This is a genomic window from Micromonospora auratinigra (genome assembly GCF_900089595.1).
In the GTDB taxonomy this organism is placed as follows: domain Bacteria; phylum Actinomycetota; class Actinomycetes; order Mycobacteriales; family Micromonosporaceae; genus Micromonospora; species Micromonospora auratinigra.
Genome location: NZ_LT594323.1, coordinates 1,022,341 through 1,037,954, shown reverse-complemented (window position 1 = coordinate 1,037,954; position 15,614 = coordinate 1,022,341). Strand labels below are relative to the sequence as shown.

18 protein-coding genes are annotated in these 15,614 nt (G+C 76.0%); 7 read left to right on the top strand and 11 right to left on the bottom strand.

The features are described 5' to 3' along the window. Window positions 1–2: 2 nt before the first annotated feature. Complete coding sequence (locus GA0070611_RS31280) at window positions 3–152, bottom strand: hypothetical protein (protein WP_167604403.1); 150 nt, start codon at window positions 150–152, stop codon at window positions 3–5. Window positions 153–334: 182 nt separating this feature from the next. On the opposite strand from GA0070611_RS31280, the gene GA0070611_RS04680 reads away from it, so the two are divergent. Next, a complete protein-coding gene (locus GA0070611_RS04680; RefSeq protein ID WP_091672474.1) occupies window positions 335–733 on the top strand; it encodes a VOC family protein in 399 nt (132 codons plus the stop codon). A 43-nt stretch (window positions 734–776) separates the two neighbouring features. Here the strand turns inward: GA0070611_RS04680 and GA0070611_RS04675 are convergent, their stop codons facing one another. From GA0070611_RS04675 to GA0070611_RS04655, 5 genes are read right to left on the bottom strand one after another with little or no spacing between them, the layout of a single operon-like run. Then, entirely contained in the window at window positions 777–1,598 is an 822-nt protein-coding gene (locus tag GA0070611_RS04675) for a helix-turn-helix domain-containing protein (protein WP_091657985.1), read from the bottom strand. Between the two features lie 60 nt (window positions 1,599–1,658). Next, window positions 1,659–2,888, bottom strand: a complete 1,230-nt coding sequence (locus tag GA0070611_RS04670) for a dolichyl-phosphate beta-glucosyltransferase (protein WP_091657982.1) — start codon at window positions 2,886–2,888, stop codon at window positions 1,659–1,661. Window positions 2,889–2,891: 3 nt separating this feature from the next. Further along, window positions 2,892–5,168, bottom strand: coding sequence for a glycosyltransferase family 39 protein (locus GA0070611_RS04665; RefSeq protein ID WP_091657978.1), 2,277 nt, complete (start codon window positions 5,166–5,168; stop codon window positions 2,892–2,894). Between the two features lie 45 nt (window positions 5,169–5,213). Continuing rightward, window positions 5,214–6,716, bottom strand: a complete 1,503-nt coding sequence (locus tag GA0070611_RS04660) for a sensor histidine kinase (protein ID WP_091657975.1) — start codon at window positions 6,714–6,716, stop codon at window positions 5,214–5,216. Next, window positions 6,694–7,434: a response regulator transcription factor gene (locus GA0070611_RS04655; protein ID WP_091672471.1), complete on the bottom strand. Its 741-nt coding sequence runs from the start codon at window positions 7,432–7,434 to the stop codon at window positions 6,694–6,696. The genes GA0070611_RS04660 and GA0070611_RS04655 overlap by 23 nt, the downstream gene beginning before the upstream one ends. 146 nt (window positions 7,435–7,580) lie before the next feature. Here GA0070611_RS04655 and GA0070611_RS04650 point away from each other — a divergent pair, with 146 nt between their 5' ends. Genes GA0070611_RS04650 through GA0070611_RS04640 form a run of 3 tightly spaced genes read left to right on the top strand, consistent with a single transcriptional unit; the run spans window position 7,581 to window position 10,096 of the window. Beyond that, a complete protein-coding gene (locus GA0070611_RS04650; RefSeq protein WP_157740206.1) occupies window positions 7,581–8,402 on the top strand; it encodes an FAD:protein FMN transferase in 822 nt (273 codons plus the stop codon). A 9-nt stretch (window positions 8,403–8,411) separates the two neighbouring features. Beyond that, window positions 8,412–9,305: an SDR family oxidoreductase gene (locus tag GA0070611_RS04645; protein ID WP_091657966.1), complete on the top strand. Its 894-nt coding sequence runs from the start codon at window positions 8,412–8,414 to the stop codon at window positions 9,303–9,305. Further along, the gene (locus GA0070611_RS04640) at window positions 9,302–10,096 is read left to right on the top strand and encodes an alpha/beta fold hydrolase (protein ID WP_091657963.1); all 795 of its coding nucleotides are present in this window, start codon (window positions 9,302–9,304) and stop codon (window positions 10,094–10,096) included. The genes GA0070611_RS04645 and GA0070611_RS04640 overlap by 4 nt, the downstream gene beginning before the upstream one ends. Window positions 10,097–10,102: 6 nt before the next feature. Here the strand turns inward: GA0070611_RS04640 and GA0070611_RS04635 are convergent, their stop codons facing one another. Next, window positions 10,103–10,327 carry a hypothetical protein gene (locus GA0070611_RS04635; protein WP_091657958.1) on the bottom strand — a complete coding sequence of 75 codons (225 nt, stop codon included), beginning with the start codon at window positions 10,325–10,327 and terminating at the stop codon, window positions 10,103–10,105. A 170-nt stretch (window positions 10,328–10,497) separates the two neighbouring features. Between GA0070611_RS04635 and GA0070611_RS04630 the strand changes: the two genes are divergently transcribed. Together GA0070611_RS04630 and GA0070611_RS04625 are read left to right on the top strand one after the other, a co-directional pair. Continuing rightward, window positions 10,498–11,463 carry a serine/threonine-protein kinase gene (locus GA0070611_RS04630; RefSeq protein ID WP_091657956.1) on the top strand — a complete coding sequence of 322 codons (966 nt, stop codon included), beginning with the start codon at window positions 10,498–10,500 and terminating at the stop codon, window positions 11,461–11,463. Window positions 11,464–11,541: 78 nt separating this feature from the next. Next, window positions 11,542–11,970, top strand: coding sequence for an OsmC family protein (locus tag GA0070611_RS04625; protein WP_091657954.1), 429 nt, complete (start codon window positions 11,542–11,544; stop codon window positions 11,968–11,970). 5 nt (window positions 11,971–11,975) lie between these two features. Here the strand turns inward: GA0070611_RS04625 and GA0070611_RS04620 are convergent, their stop codons facing one another. Next, window positions 11,976–12,926 carry an endonuclease/exonuclease/phosphatase family protein gene (locus GA0070611_RS04620; RefSeq protein WP_231921324.1) on the bottom strand — a complete coding sequence of 317 codons (951 nt, stop codon included), beginning with the start codon at window positions 12,924–12,926 and terminating at the stop codon, window positions 11,976–11,978. A gap of 320 nt (window positions 12,927–13,246) precedes the next feature. Here GA0070611_RS04620 and GA0070611_RS04615 point away from each other — a divergent pair, with 320 nt between their 5' ends. After that, a complete protein-coding gene (locus tag GA0070611_RS04615; RefSeq protein WP_197675852.1) occupies window positions 13,247–14,086 on the top strand; it encodes a hypothetical protein in 840 nt (279 codons plus the stop codon). An 8-nt stretch (window positions 14,087–14,094) separates the two neighbouring features. Here GA0070611_RS04615 and GA0070611_RS04610 read toward each other — a convergent pair whose 3' ends face one another. From GA0070611_RS04610 to GA0070611_RS04600, 3 genes are all read right to left on the bottom strand, one after another. Continuing rightward, a complete protein-coding gene (locus GA0070611_RS04610) occupies window positions 14,095–14,586 on the bottom strand; it encodes an ATPase (RefSeq protein ID WP_091657952.1) in 492 nt (163 codons plus the stop codon). Window positions 14,587–14,703: 117 nt separating this feature from the next. Next, window positions 14,704–15,150 (bottom strand): response regulator, encoded by a 447-nt coding sequence (locus GA0070611_RS04605; RefSeq protein WP_091657950.1) that lies wholly within the window; start codon window positions 15,148–15,150, stop codon window positions 14,704–14,706. Window positions 15,151–15,217: 67 nt separating this feature from the next. Continuing rightward, window positions 15,218–15,565 (bottom strand): STAS domain-containing protein, encoded by a 348-nt coding sequence (locus GA0070611_RS04600; protein ID WP_091657947.1) that lies wholly within the window; start codon window positions 15,563–15,565, stop codon window positions 15,218–15,220. Window positions 15,566–15,614 lie beyond the last annotated feature (49 nt).

The following is a 15,614-nucleotide window of genomic DNA, read 5'->3' as shown; positions in this document are numbered from 1 at the left end:
GGTCAGCCCTGGTCGGTGGGCTGGCGGCGGAAGCGGGCGACCAGGCGTCGCCAGTAGAGCTTGGCGGCGACCGCCGCGCCGGCCACCCCGCCGACCACCGCCTGCACGATCAGGCTGCCGGAACCCGCGTCCAGGTAGGCCAGGTGCGTCACGGCTGCTCCCCTCTCCGTCGCCAGTTGTCCGAGCCCGGCCCAGGGGCGGCCTTTCGACCGCTTTGCCGGACTTGTCCTTCACGGTACGCGGTCCCGACCGGCCGTGGAGGGCACACCGGGCACTCCGCCCCCGTCCGTTCCGTTCAAGACCGCCGGCCCCGCCGGCCCCTACCGTGGCCGGCATGACACCGCACCTCGACCTGCTCGGCATGGTCGTCACCGACATGGCCCGCACGCTGGCCTTCTACCGCCGGCTGGGACTGGCGATCCCGGCCGACGCCGACCACGCGCCGCACGTGGAGATCACCCTGGCCAACGGCGTCCGGCTGGCCTGGGACACGGTCGAGACGGTCCGCGGCTTCGACCCGGGGTGGAAGCCGGCCACCGGTGGCCCCCGGATGGGCCTGGCGTTCCGCTGCGCCGACCCGGCCCAGGTGGACCACTGGTACGCCGAGCTGACCGCCGCCGGTCACCACGGTCACCTGCCGCCCTGGGACGCCTTCTGGGGCCAGCGGTACGCGGTCCTGCACGACCCGGACGGCAACGGCGTCGACCTGTTCGCCCCGCTGGCGGCCGACTGACGGCCGCCGGGTCGCGACCGACCCACCGCACCGGCCGGCCCGGTCAGGGCGCCGGCAGCAGCCGGGTCGGCGGGACGCCGGCCAGCTCCCGCACGTCGCGGGTCAGGTGGGCCTGGTCGGCGTAACCGGCCAGCGCGGCCACCTCGGCCCACCGGGCACCGGCCCGGGCCAGGTCGAGGGCGCGGCGCAGCCGCAGGATGCGGGCGAGGGTCTTCGGGCCGTACCCGAACAGAAGCCGGCTGCGCCGGTGCAACGCCCGGGCACCGAGGCCGACCTCGGCGGCGGTCGCGGCGACCGTCGCGCCGGCCGCCAGCCGGGCGGCGACCCGGGCGCCCACCGGGTCCGGACCGCCGGCCGAGCGGAGCCGGGTCACCGCGACGGCCGCCAGCACCGCCCCGACGGTCGGCGGCGGCCACGGACACGCGACGGGTGCGCCGCCCACCGGGAGCCGGCCCGGGTCGGACGGCCCGGCGGCACCGGGCCCGGTGCCGAGCGGGCCCGCACCGGGCAGCTCACCGGGCTGACCGGACTCGGCGGCGGCCTCGATCCGCTCCCCCAACGCTGCGGCGGCCCGGCCCCAGAGGTCGTCCAGGGCGACGCGGCGGTCCCGCAGCTCGTCGGCGGGCACCCCGAGGACGGCCGGCCCGACGCCCGGCGGCAGGCGCAGCCCCACCCACCGCTCTCCCGGCCCGCTCACCGAGAGGTGCGCGGTGCGATCGGGGCCCGCGACGAGGAGCCCGGCCCGGCTGGACCAGAGCAGATCCAGGCAACCGTCCGGCAGCACCCGCACCGGCGCGCCACCGCCGGCGACGCTCTCCCACAGCACCGCCCCCGCGATGCCGGCGACCGCCCGCTCCCGATACATGCCGCACACCCTGCCACCCGCCCCCGACACCCGGCGGCGGAGCGCCACGATCCGCGCCGGTCAGCCGCGCCGGTGGTGCAGGGCCAGGCGGAGCAGGGTGAAGCGCAGCACCGTCGCGGCCAGGTTGGCGGCTACCAGGACGGTCAGCTCGACCGCGCGCGGCGGGGCCACGGAGGCGGCGTGCAGCACCGCCAGGGCGCCGCTGGTCAGAGCCAGCCCGAGTGCGAACGCGAGCAGGCCCTGCAGGTGGTGCCGCGCCGCGTGCCGGCGTCCGGTGACGCCGAAGGTCAGCCGGCGGTTGGCGGCCGTGTTGGCCACCGCGGTGACCAGCAGCGCCAGCAGGTTCGCCGGCTGCGCCCCGAGCGGACCCCGGACCAGCAGGAACAGCAGCAGGTACGCGAGCGTGCTGGCCACCCCGACCGCCGCGAACCGGGCGAGCTGCCGGGGCAGGCCGACGGGCACCTGGGCCGGTGGTGGCTGCAGCGGTGCCCGGCCGAGCTGGGCGCGCAGCTCGGCCAGGGGCAGCGCGCCGGTCAGCAGGGCCCGACCCAGCCGCCAGATGCCGCGCAGGTCGGCCAGGGCGGTGGCGACGATGTCCACCCGACTGTCCGGGTCGTCCACCCAGTCCACCGGCACCTCGTGGATGCGCAGCCCGGCCCGCTGGGCGAGCACCAGCAGTTCGGTGTCGAAGAACCAGCCGGTGTCCTGGACCAGCGGCAGCAGCCCGGCCGCCACGTCGGCCCGGATCGCCTTGAAGCCGCACTGCGCGTCGGAGAAGCGCACCGCGAGCGTGCCGCGCAGCAGCAGGTTGTAGCCCCGGGAGATCACCTCCCGCTTGGCTCCCCGCACCACCCGGCTGGTCCGGGCCAGCCGGGTGCCGATGGCCAGGTCGGAGTGGCCGGAGATGAGCGGGGCGACCAGCGGCAGCAGCGCAGCCAGGTCGGTGGAGAGGTCCACGTCCATGTACGCGAGCACCGGCGCGGTCGAGGCCGACCAGGCCGCCCGCAGCGCCCGGCCCCGCCCCTTGGCGTCCAGGTGCAGCACGCCGACCCCGGGCAGCTGCCCGGCGAGCGCCTCGGCGACGGCGAGGGTGCCGTCCACGCTGGCGTTGTCGGCGATCGTGATCCGGAACGGGTACGGGAAGTGCGCGGTGAGGTGCGCGTGCAGCCGCCGTACGCAGGGCCCGAGGTCGGTCTCCTCGTTGTGGACCGGGACCACCACGTCGAGCACGGCGGTGGGCGTGGCCGGGCGGGCCTGCACGGCGGCCCGGGGCTGTTCGGTGAAGGTCATCGCTCAGCCCCGCTTTCCGCTGCTCAGGTCGTACAGGGTGACCCCGTCGACGGTCTTCGCGGTGAAGTTCCCGGCCACCCAGGCGGCGATCTCGCTGGCGGCGTTGCTGCCCCCGTTGGCCCGGAACCCACCGCCGCCGACGAAGTAGTGGATCTTGCCGTCGGCCACGTACCGCTGGAACCGGGCCAGGGTCGGCGACGGGTCGCTGCCGTTGAAGCCACCCACCGGCATCACCGGGTCACCGGTGGCGAGCTGGTAGCCGGAGGCGTTGTTCGAGCCGACGGCCGCGGCGACCCAGGTGTAGTCCTCGGCGTCGGCCTTCAGCAGTGCCGTCAGCGCCGCGCTCGGCTCCCGGGCGTCGAGCAGCCCGCCCAGGCCACCGCCGCGCTCCGCCCGGCCGCCGCCCGGGAAGCCGGGGAACCGGGCGTTCTGCCCGCCGGGGAGCTGGCCCCCCGGGAGGGCGGGGAACTGCCCGTTCTGGCCGGTGCCCCCGTCCGGGCCGCCGCCGTTCTGGCCGCCGCCGGGGAAGCCGGGAAACTGGCCGGCGCCGGGGAACTGGCCGGTACCGCCGGGAGCGCCCGGGAAGCCACCGCCCGGGACGTCACCGCCCGGGAACCGGCCGCCGGGGAAGCCACCCCGGCCCGGGCCGAAGGCGCCCTGGACGAACGGCCCGGCGCTGGGGATCGAGCCGGTGTGCGGGGTGGCCGCGGTCTGCAGCGAGTAGCCGACCGGACCGGCGAGGGCGGCCGCCGCGCCGAGCGCCAGCACCACCGGGCCGAGCCGGCGCGGCAGCCACGGCAGGAGCAGCAGCAGCGCCGCGGCGGCCAGGCCGACCCCGAGGACAGCCGGACGCAGCCAGGGGTACCAGTCGGCGCTGCGGCCGAGCAGGCGCCACGACCACCAGGCGGTGACCGCCAGGGTCAGGGCGAGGGCACCCGTCGCGGCGAGCGGGCGCCGGGAGCGGGCCGCAGCGGCGGTGCGGGAGGTGGCGACCACGGAAGGGACGGTGCGGGCCCGCCACAGCAGGGTGCCGCCGATGCCGACCAGGGCGCCGATGGCCGGCGCCAGGGCCACCGTGTAGTACGCGTGGAAGATGCCGGACATGAAGCTGAAGATCAGCCCGGTGACCAGCAGCCAGCCGCCCCAGAGCAGCAGCCCGGCCCGGGTGCGGTCGGTCCGCGCCGCCCGGCCGGCCAGCAGCAGGCCGGCGACCAGCAGGATCAGCGCGGCGGGCAGCAGCCAGGAGACCTGCCCGCCGACCTCGGTGTCGAACATCCGCAGCAGGCCGGTCTGCCCGGAGAAGGGGCCACCGCCCCCGCCGAAGCGGCCACCGCCGCCGACGCTGCCCTCCTCGTCCCCGGTGATCCGGCCGAGGCCGTTGTAGCCCAGGGTCAGCTCCAGGATGCTGTTGTGCTGCGAACCGCCGATGTAGGGGCGCGCGCCCGCCGGCACCAGCTCGACGGTCGCCACCCACCAGCCGGCGGAGACCAGCACCGCCAGCCCGGAGAGGAGCAGCTGGCGGATCCGTCGCCAGAGCGTCGTCGGCGCGGCCAGCAGGTAGACCCCGGCGAAGACCGGGATCACCAGGAACGCCTGCAGCATCTTGGTGAGGAAGCCGAGGCCGACCAGCACGCCGGTCAGCGCGATCCACCGGGTGCTGGCCGTCTCCACCGCGCGCACCGTGGCGTACGCGGCGGCGACCAGCAGGAACACCAGCAGCGCGTCGGGGTTGTTGAACCGGAACATCAGGGTGGCCACCGGGGTCACCGCGAGCACCGCCCCGGCGGTCAGCCCGGCGACCGGGCCGTACCAGCGGCGGACCGTGGCGTGCAGGACGCCGACCGAGGCCACCCCGAGCAGCGCCTGCGGCACCAGGATCGACCAGCTGCTCAACCCGAACACCCGCACGGAGAGCGCCATCAGCCAGAGCGCGGCCGGCGGCTTGTCCACCGTGATCGAGTTGGCCGCGTCGGAGGAGCCGTAGAAGAACGCCTTCCAGCTCTGCGAGCCGGCCTGCGCCGCCGCCGAGTAGAACGCGTTGCCCCAGCCCGACGCGCCCAGCCCCCACAGGTAGAGCAGGGCGGTGGCCACCAGCAGGCCGGCCAGCGCGGGCCGCGCCCAGCGCGGGTCACGGCGTACCGGATCGGCGGGCCGTCGGGTGGCGTTGCCCGGCGACGACTGCCGGGCGGCGTCGCTCGGTGGTGACTGCGGGGCGGGCCCGGTGGCGGGCTCGGGTGACCCGGCCCCCGGCGCGGTCAGCAGGCTCTCGGTTCTGTCCATGCCGGGAAGCCTCGGGCACTCCGCTGGCCCGCTTCCGTGAGTGACCTATGCGTCGGCTGTGGATCCCGGCAGCCGGACCGTGAAGACGGTCCGGCCGGGGTGGCTGCTGACGTCGACCCGGCCGTGGTGCGCCTCCACCACGGCGGCCACGATGGCCAGGCCGAGGCCGGTGCTGCCGTGCGCCCGGGACCGGGAGCCGTCGCCGCGGGCGAACCGCTCGAAGACCTCCGGTTGCAGCTCGGCGGGGATGCCGGGCCCGTCGTCGGCGACGCTGAGCTCGACGCCGTCGGCGACCGGGGCGAGCCGGGTGGTCACCGCGGTGCCGGGCGGGGTGTGCACCCGGGCGTTGGCGAGCAGGTTCGCCACCACCTGGTGCAGCCGGTGGGCGTCCCCGGTGACGGTGACCGGTTCGTCGGGCAGGTCGAGGTGCCAGCGGTGCTCCGGGCCGGCCACGTGCGCGTCGCTGACCGCGTCGACCACCAGCGCGGTGAGGTCGACCGGTTCGGCGGCGAGGGGCCGGCCGGAGTCGAGCCGGGCGAGCAGCAGCAGGTCGTCGACGAGGCTGGTCATCCGGGTGCTCTCCGACTCGACCCGGCGCAGCGCGTGGGCCACGTCCGGCGGGACCTCGGCCCGGCCGCGCCGGGCCACCTCGGCGTAGCCGCGGATCGCCGCCAGCGGGGTACGCAGCTCGTGGCTGGCGTCGGCGACGAACTGGCGTACCCGGGTCTCGCTGGCCTGGCGGGCGGCGAGCGCGGCGGCGACGTGGCCGAGCATCCGGTTGAGCGCGCCGCCCACCTGGCCGACCTCGGTGCGCGGGTCGGTGTCGGCGGCCGGCACCCGCACCGACAGCGCCACCTCGCCCCGGTCCAGCGGCAGTTCGGTGACCCGGGTGGCGGTGGCGGCGACCCGGTTGAGCGGGCGCAGCGCGGCCCGGACGATCAGCGCGCCGAGGCTGCCGGCGACGACCAGCCCGGCGCCGATCACCCCGGCCTGCGCCACGACCATCCACATGACGATCTCGTCGACCCGGGCCAGCGGGACGGCCAGGATCAGCACGTCGCCGTCGTCGACCCGGCGGGCCACCGCCCGGTAGTCGCCGTGCTCGCCGAGGTCGACGGTGCGCGGGCGACCGTCGGCGGGCTCGCGGACCAGCGTGCGCACCTCGTCCGCCGGCACCGTGACGATGTCGCCGGTCTCGGTACGCAGGAAGCTCGAGTCGAGCTGGCCGTCCACCAGCTTGACGGAGACCGAGTTCGGCGGGAAGGTCGGCGGCGGCAGGAACCGGTGTTCGGCGTCTTCCCGTGGCCGGGCGAAGGACGGGGGGCCCTCCCGGAAGAAGGGGTTGTCCACGCGGTTGCGGAGGGTGAGCTGGTCGTCGACCTGGCCGATCAGATAATGCCGCAGGGCGACCGTGGTCAGTCCGCCGATGCCGAGGCTGACCAGGGCGAGCAACGCCAGCACGGAGAGCACCAGGCGGCGGCGCAGCGACCAGCCGGCCGGGCCGGCCCGTAGCCGCCGGACGAGGTCACTCCGCCGGCTTGAGGACATAGCCCGCCCCGCGCAGTGTGTGGATCATCGGCTCGCGGCCCGCGTCGATCTTCTTGCGCAGGTACGAGATGTAGAGCTCGACCACGTTCGCCTGGCCACCGAAGTCGTAGTTCCAGACCCGGTCCAGGATCTGCGCCTTGCTCAGCACCCGGCGCGGGTTGCGCATCAGGTAGCGCAGCAGCTCGAACTCGGTCGCGGTCAGGGTGACCAGGTCGCCGCCCCGGCGGACCTCGTGACTGTCCTCGTCGAGGGTGAGGTCGCCGACGGTGAGCACCGCGTCGTCGCGGGCGGCGACCGCGAACCCGGAGCGGCGCAGCAGCGCGCGCAGCCGGGCGATCACCTCCTCCAGGCTGAACGGCTTGGTGACGTAGTCGTCGCCGCCGACGGTCAGACCGGCGATCCGCTCCTCCACGGCGTCGCGGGCGGTCAGGAAGAGCACCGGCACGGTCGGGGCCTGCTCGCGCAGCCGGCGCAGCACCTGGAAGCCGTCCAGGTCGGGCAGCATCACGTCGAGCACCACGGCGTCCGGCTTGAACTGCCGGGCGGTGGCGATCGCGGCCGTCCCGTTCCCGGCGGTGCCGACCTGCCACCCCTCGTAGCGCAGCGCCATCGAGAGCAGGTCGGTGAGCGTGGGCTCGTCGTCCACCACCAGCACCCGGACCGGTTCACCGTCCGGTCGACGCAGCTCGATCCGGCCCTGCGCGGCCCGCCCCTCCATGACCATGTCCCCCATCGTGCGCGGGCCCGCTGTGCCGGTCCTGTCCCGTTCCTGTGTACCACCTGTGCGGCGCCGGGCGGCGGTGCACAGCCGCAGCACAGGTCGGGCCCACGTCACCTCCAGCTCCGGCCGGCAAGCTGCGGGACGTGGCTGTCGACGGGTGCTTCGAGGTGCGCTGGTGGTGGCGGGACCGGCCGGTACGGGTGGCGGTGACCGATCGTGCCGTGCTGCCGGCGGCCCGGCGGGCGGTGGCGCGCCGGCTGGCCGGGCTGCGCGCCGTCGACCTGGAGCTGGGCCGGGCGCACCGGGCCGCCGGGCGACCGGTCCCGGTCGGTCCGCTGCTGCGCGAGCTGCTGTCGGTGGCGCTGGGCGCCGCCGAGGCGAGCGGCGGCGCGGTGGACCCGACGGTCGGCGCGGCGCGGCTGCGCCGGGTGGTGGGTGCCGTGCCGAGCTGCGGCTCGGGCTGGGGGCGGGTGACCGGCGGCGCGGACTGGCGGGCGGTCTCGTTGCGCGGCGACCGGCTGGCGGTGCCCCCACCGCACTGGCTGGACCTGGGCGCGACGGCCGGCGCGTACCTGGTGCAACGCTGCGCCGAGCGGGTGGCGGCCCGGTACGGCGGCGGGGTGCTGGTGGCGGTGGGGTCCCGGCTGGCGGTCGCCGGGCAGCCGCCGCCGGACGGCTGGCGGGTGGCGCAGGGACCGCCGACGGTCCGCGGCGGCGCGCTGGTCACCGCCGACCTGCTGCGTCCCGACGCTGGCGGGGTGCGCGACCCGCGGACCGGCGGGGAGCCGGCCGGCCCGTGGTCGGCGGTGACCGTCGCGGCGCCGGACGCGGCACGGGCCGCGATGCTGGCGGTGGGGGCGCTGGCCCGCGGCGCGGACGGTCCCGGGTGGCTGGCCGCGCAGGGGGTACGGGCCTGGCCACGGACGCGCCCGGCGACCCTTCCGCAGACTGCTACCCGGTGGTAACTTGCCGGCATGTCCATCGACGGTCGTCGGCCGGGACCGCTGGCCGGCAAGGTGGTCCTGGTGACCGGGGCGGCCCGCGGCATCGGCGAGCACACCGCCCGGCTCGCCGCCGCGCGCGGCGCGACAGTGGCCCTGGTGGGCCTGGAGGCCGACCGGCTGGCGGCGATCGCCGCCGAGCTGGGGCACGGCCACGTCTGGTTCCCCGCCGACGTCACCGACCAGGCCGCGCTGCACGCGGCGGTGGACGGAACGGTCGCGGCGCTGGGCGGCATCGACGCGGTGGTGGCGAACGCCGGGGTGGCCAACCGGGGCACGATCGCGGTCGGGGACGTCGAGGCGCTGGTCCGTACCGTCGAGGTGAACCTGATCGGGGTCATGCGCACCGCGGCCGCGACGGTGCCGGCGCTCATCGACCGCCGGGGCTACCTGCTGATCGTCTCCTCGGCCGCCGCGTTCGCGGCGCTGCCGGGGATGGCGGCCTACTGCGCCTCGAAGGCGGGCGTGGAGCACTTCGGCACCGCGATCCGGCTGGAGCTGGCGCACCGCGGGGTGGCGGTCGGTACGGCCCACCCGTCCTGGGTGGACACCGATCTGGTCCGCGAGGCCCGGGCCGACCTGCCGGCCTTCGAGGCGGCCCTGAGCCGGCTGCCCTGGCCGATGCGGCGGACCACCTCGGTGCAGGAGTGCGCCGAGGCGTTCGTCCGGGCCGTCGAGCGCCGCCGCCGCCGGGTGTACGTGCCGCGCGCCGTCGGCGCCGTGCAGGCGGTGCGGTCGGTGCTGGTCAGCCCGCTCGCCGACCGGCTGATCGGGCGTACGGCCCGGACCATGGTGCCGGTGCTGGAGGAGCAGTCCCGCACGTTGGGGCGGGGGTTCGGGGTGAGCACTCCGGAGGTTCGCCGGTGAGCGCCGGGCCGGAGGTGGTCTTCGAACGGCGCGGGACGGGGACGCCGCTGGTGCTGCTGCACGGCATCGGGCACCACTGGGGGGCCTGGCTGCCGGTGCTGGACCGGCTCGCCGAGACGCACGACGTGATCGCGCTGGACCTGCCCGGCTTCGGCCGGTCCCCGGTGCCGGCCGAAGGCCTGCCGGCCGACATGCCGGGGCTGGTGGCCGCCGTCGCCGGGTTCTTCGCCGCGCTCGGCCTGGACCGCCCGCACGTGGCCGGCAACAGCCTCGGCGGGGCGATCGCCCTCGAACTGGCCGCCGCCGGGGCGGTGGCCTCGGCCACCGCGCTCTCCCCCGCCGGCTTCTGCACCCCACGGGAGCTGCGCTGGGCGCTGACCGTGCTGACGCTGCACCGCTCCGCCGCCCGACTGCCCGATCCGGTGCTGCGCCCGCTGTTCGGCTCACCGGTGCTGCGGGCGCTGGCGCTCGGCATGATCCTGGCCCGGCCCGACGCGATGACCCTCGACGCCGCGCTGGCCGACGCCCGGGCGCTGCGCGACGCGCGGGCGTTCCGGGCGGTGGCCCGCGCCGGCCGCGGTTACGCCTTCGCCGGCGCGCCCACCGTGCCGGTCACCGTCGCCTGGGGCACCCGGGACCGGATCCTGCCGTACCGGCAGGCGGCGCTGGCCCGGACCCGACTGCCCGGCGCGCGGCACCTCGACCTCACCGGCTGCGGGCACGTGCCGATGCACGACGATCCCGAGCTGGTGGTGTCGGTCATCCTCGGCACCACCACGGCCACCGGCTGAGCCGGCTCACTCGGTGGCCCCGAACGGGTCGGTGCGCACGTAGCGCATCGTCCAGGTGCCGGCGCCGTCGTGGTGCCCGCGCTCGTAGAGGTGGTCGGCCTCGCCGCCCGGCGGGCGGTCGGGGTGGCGCAGGATCCACCGGCGCGGCGGCTCGCCGTCCGGCTCGGCCGGCAGGTCCCGGACCAGCTCGTCGGCGGGTCCGCCGACGAACCGTACGCGCACCGAGGCCATCGCACACTCTCCGTCCGCTGAGCTGCACCCACCGTCACCACACCCTCGCAGGCGAAGCTACCGGCTCCGTCCGGTGAGCGCCGGCGAACCCACGGCGGTTTGCCCTGCTCGTGGCCCGGGTACCGCCAGCCGAAGCAGCCGGGGGGCCGAACGAGGACGAGGAGTGGTCGATGAGGACGCTGGGCGGGCGGTACGAGCTCGAACAGCGCGTCGGCATCGGCGGCATGTCGGAGGTCTGGCGCGCCCACGACCTCGTGCTGGACCGGACCGTCGCGGTGAAACTGATCTCTCCCGGGCAGGACACGGAGGCGACCTCGGTGGAGCGGATCCGCGGCGAGGCCCGCTCCGCGGCCCGGCTGGTGCATCCGAACGTGGCCAGCGTGCACGACTTCGGCACCTCCGCCAGCGCCGACGGCCGCGAGGTCCCCTACATCGTGATGGAGTTGGCGGAGGGTGAGACGCTCGCCGCGCACCTGCGCGAGGGGCCGCTGGACTGGCGGATCGCGGTGCGGGTCTGCGCCGAAGTCAGCGCCGCGCTCGCCGCCGCGCACGCGCACGGCATCGTGCACCGGGACGTGAAACCGGCGAACGTGATCCTCACGCCGGCCGGGGTGAAGGTGCTCGACTTCGGCATCGCCACGCCGGCCGGCGCACCCGATCCCACCCCGGACGGCATCGTGCTGGGCACCCCGGCGTACCTGGCGCCGGAGCAACTGGACCGGCAGCCGGCCACCCCGGCCGCCGACATGTACGCCCTCGGGGTGCTGCTCCACTACAGCCTGGCCGGCCGGCTCCCGTACGTGGCGAGCAGCGCCACCCAGCTGATCGGCACCCGGCGACGGCAGCCGCCGGAGCCGCTGCCGGAGGTCGACGGCCTGCCGGCCGAGGTCGCCGACCTGTGCCGGCGCTGCCTGTCCGACGACCCGGCGGCCCGGCCGAGCAGCCTGATGGCGGCGCTGCTGCTGGCCGAGGTGGTGGACGCGCGGGTGTACGTGCCGATGGTCGCGTCGGTGCCCCGCCAGCGGAGCGCACCGGTGTCGCCGTGGACCGACCGGGCGGCGACCGAGGCGACCGAGGCGATGGCGCTCGACGCGTATCCCACCGGGTGGGTGGAGACCGCACCACCGGCACGCTGACCGCCGACCCGTCGTCCGGCCCCGGTTTCGCGGGGCGGGGGCCGGGTAGCCGGGCGGGTGAGTGACGGGAGGAACGCGATGCCGGATCCGAGTTCCTGGCTGGCCGAGACGGCCACCGCGACCGCCAAGGGCGGTCACGTACGCACCGACGACGGCGGGCTCTCCTCCGCCCTGGCGTCCCCGCTGGCGCCGCACTGCAACGGACTGACACCGGAGCAGCTGCTGGCCGCCGCCTTCGCGTCCTGCCTGCACCACGCGGCGGTGGAGGCGGCCGGCGAGATCACCGACGAGGCGCACACGGTCCAGGTGACCGCCGAGGCGAAGCTCGGCCGCGACGACGACGGCCGGTACCGGGCCGACGTGCACGCCGAGATCTCCTCCGCCGGGCTCACCCGGGAGCAGCTGGCCGACCTGGTCGCGTACGCCGACCGGCTCTGGCCGTTCTCCAGCGGCGACAACAGCCGGCACCGGTTGACGGTCACGCCGGCCGAGAACGGCCGGCACTGACCGCCTCACCAGCGGAAGCCGGCGGTCACCGCCCGGTGGTCGCTGTCCGGGGTGTGCAGCACCCCGGCCGCCGTGGGCGTGAGCCCCCGGTAGAGGACGTGGTCCGGGCGGGTCACCGGCAGCTGCGCCGGCCAGGTGAATCCGAAGCCCTGGCCGGCCTCGGCCTGCGCGTCGTGCAGCAGCCGCACCAGCGGCGCGAAGACCCGGTCGGTGCTGGCCGTGTTGAGGTCGCCGAGCACCACCAGCCGGGGAGCCGGGTCGGCCCGCACCGCGGCGGCGAGCGCGGTGAGGGTCTCGTCGCGGGTGGCGGTCTGCCCGGCCCGCGCGGAGCCGAGGTGGACCACGTAGACCACCAGGTCGCCCCGGGGCGCGGCGACCACGGCGCGCAGCGCGCGGTCCCAGCCCAGGCCGGTGTCCACGCCGCGCGACTCGCGGATCGGCCACCGGCTCCAGAGGCCCACCGTCGACACCGCGGCCCGGTGCGGGTAGCGGCGGTCGAGCGCGGCGCCGACCCGGTCGTCGTCGTCGACCTCCTGGAGCCCGATCAGGTCCGCCCCGGCGTCGGCGACCGCGCCGACCGTCGCGGCCGGGTCGGGGTTGCCGGCACGCAGGTTCTGGCTGGCCACCCGGACCACGGCGGGGCCGGCGGCGGCCGCCGGCGGCAGCCAGGCGCCGCCGTAGAGCGCCAGCCAGACCACCGCGGGCAACGCCACCGCGAGCAGCGCCCGCCGGGACCGGCGCAGCGCGGCGGCGAGCGCCAGCAGGGGCACGCCGAGACCGAGTAGCGGGGTCACGCTGTCCACCAGGCTGCCCAGGCCGTGCACGTTGGGCACCGCCCGGTGACCGGCGAGGAGCGCGGCGAGCGCCCCGGCGAGGGCGGCGACCAGCAGCCCGCGCCGGTCGCGGCGACCCTCCGGGCCACCGGCAACCCGTTCATCGACCATCCGCTCCGTCACCGTCCGTATCGTACCGAGCCGTCCGGGGGCGGCGGCGGGGATCCGGGTACGCCCCGACGTCGTCCCCGCGACCCACCGCCCGGCGGCCGCGCGGCTCGGGCGGCATGGCCCGAACGGAGGAGGGCGCTAATGGTCGGCACAAAAACGATCAAGCGCCCGTTTCAGTGCGGCTTTTCCGTTATAACCGGAAATTCGGATCAGAGCCGATGGCCGGATTCGTGGTTCACCGCGCGTAATGCCGGGGCGGATCATGGCAAATTGTGGCGCATGCCACCAACCACCCCGATGGCAAGCGGACGTCGGCTCTCTAGCCTCGGCGAGTGCATCCCGACGACTCCCCTCAGCAGCAGCCGACCGAGAAGCGCCCCGTTCGCCGTACGATCGACCCGGCATCGGCCGAACGGAGGACCGGCCGCCACCGGGCCCCGGCGCCGCCCCGCCGCCGCCCGCTCGGCGCGGCACCCGGGCGGATCGTGGTCGCCACCGGCGTGACCTGCTGCCTGGGCCTGGTCGGGGTGGTCGGCGCGGAGGGCACCGGAGCGCACCACGAGCCGGTCCGCGAGATGGTGGCCGACCGGGCCGCCGACGCGGCGGTCGACCGGGCCACCCGGGACTACCAGCGCACCGCGCCCCCGGTGACGGTGCCGGTCACGCCGCTGCCGGTCGCCACCCCGGTCCCGAAGCCGACGAAGAAGCCCCTGCGCGCCCCGGTCCGGCCGAAGCACCCGCGCCCCGTCGCCGGACTCGACCAGCGCCAGATGGACAACGCCAAGGCGATCGTCGACGTCGCCCGGGCGATGAAGCTGCCCCGCCGGGCCATGGTGATCGCGGTCGCCACCGCGATGCAGGAGAGCGACCTCTACAACCTGGCCAGCGACGTGCTGCCCGAGTCGTTCGACTACCCGCACCAGGGCAGCGGCTCCGACCACGACTCCATCGGCCTGTTCCAGCAGCGGCCCAGCAGCGGCTGGGGCACCGTCGCGCAGATCATGCGCCCGGCGTACGCGGCCCGGGCCTTCCTCACCGCGCTGTGCGAGGTGCCCGGCTGGACGGGCCTGAGCCTCACCGACGCCGCCCAGGCAGTGCAGGTCTCCGCCTTCCCCGACGCGTACGCCCAGCACGAGAAGCGGGCGAGCACGGTGGTCGCGGCGCTGGTCTGAGCCGACGCTCAGGCGGCAGTACGCCCGATCGGCCCGTCCGAGGGCACCCCGGCCCCGGCCGGCACTCCCGCCGCGGCGGTCGGCGTGTCCGTCGGGACCGGCTCCGCCACTCCCCCGGTGAGGATCTGCTCCACCCGGGCCTCCCGGCGCCGGCGGGCCGCCAGCGCGGCCTCGACGTCGCGGCGGATCCGGACCGCCTCGGCGTACGCCTGCTCGCGCACCCGGCGGGCCTCCTCGAGAGCGGCCGCCAGCTCCCCGCGGGCCCGGTCGAGCAGTTCGGCGGCCTCCCCGGCCGGCACGGGGCTCCCGACCGGCTCGGTGCGCCGACGCAGGAAGTCGCAGAGCTGGGTCGCCTCCTGCCGGATCTGGTCCCACTCGCGGCCGGCCCCGGCGGCGCTCTCCGCCCGCGCCGCGAGCCGGACCAGCCGGATCGCCACCTCGTCCAGGCAGGAGTCCACCTGCCGCTGGTCGTATCCGGTCTCAACCACGGAGAACCTCATCGGCGTCGCCCCCCAGGCAGCTGTGGTGTCACGTCCCCACCTGCCGATCCTGCTCAGAGACGGCGACGCACGCGGCGGTTCCCAAAAATTGTTCAGTATCCGCGTGCCGGGGCGGTACTACTGGTGCTTGGGGAGCACGACCACCCGGCCGAAGAACTCGTCGATCCGACGCACCACGTCGTTGAAGTCGTCCAGGTCGATCGGCTTCGTCACGTACGCGTTGGCCTGCAGCGTGTAGCTGCCGACGATGTCGGTGTCGGCGTTCGAGGTGGTCAGCACGACGATCGGGATGGTCCGCAGGTCCTCGTCCTGCTTGACCGCCCCGAGCACCTGCCGCCCGTCCATCCGGGGCATGTTCAGGTCGAGCAGGATCACGTCCGGGCGCTGGGCGTCGGTGTGCCGGCCCTCGCGACGGAGGAACTCCATCGCCTCCTGCCCGTCGTTGACCACGTCGATGACCTTCTCGACGTCGGAGTCCTCGAGGGCCTCCTCGATCATGAGGACGTCACCCGGGTCGTCGTCCACCACGAGGATACGAACGGGGCTCGACGCACCTGGGCCCATGGGATTACCTGCTTCGAATCGGGGAGGGAGGCAGCGGGCGGCACCCGCTGGCCGGGAATCTAGTCGATCAGAGGGCGGACGGCGAGGCCGGGTCGGGCGCGTCCTCGTCGTACCGGAGGACGTCGGCGAGGCCGGTCACCTGGAACACCCGGGCGACCCGCCCGCTCGCCCCGGTGATCCGCAACCAGCCGCCGTCGGCAGCGGCCCGGTTGTCGCCGCGGACGAACGCGGCGATGCCGGTCGAGTCACAGAAGGTCAACGCGCTCAGGTCCACCAGGAACCGCCGTTCACCCTCGGCGGCCAGCCGGTCGAGGACCTCGTGGAGCTGCGGAGCGGTGCTCATGTCGAGCTCGCCGGCGAGCCGGAGGCAGACGCCGCCCCCGTCCCGCTGGGCGTACGTGACGGTGAACGTCACCGTGGCCCCTCTCGCTCCCACCACAAGCGGGACGCTTGCAGTGGAGCAA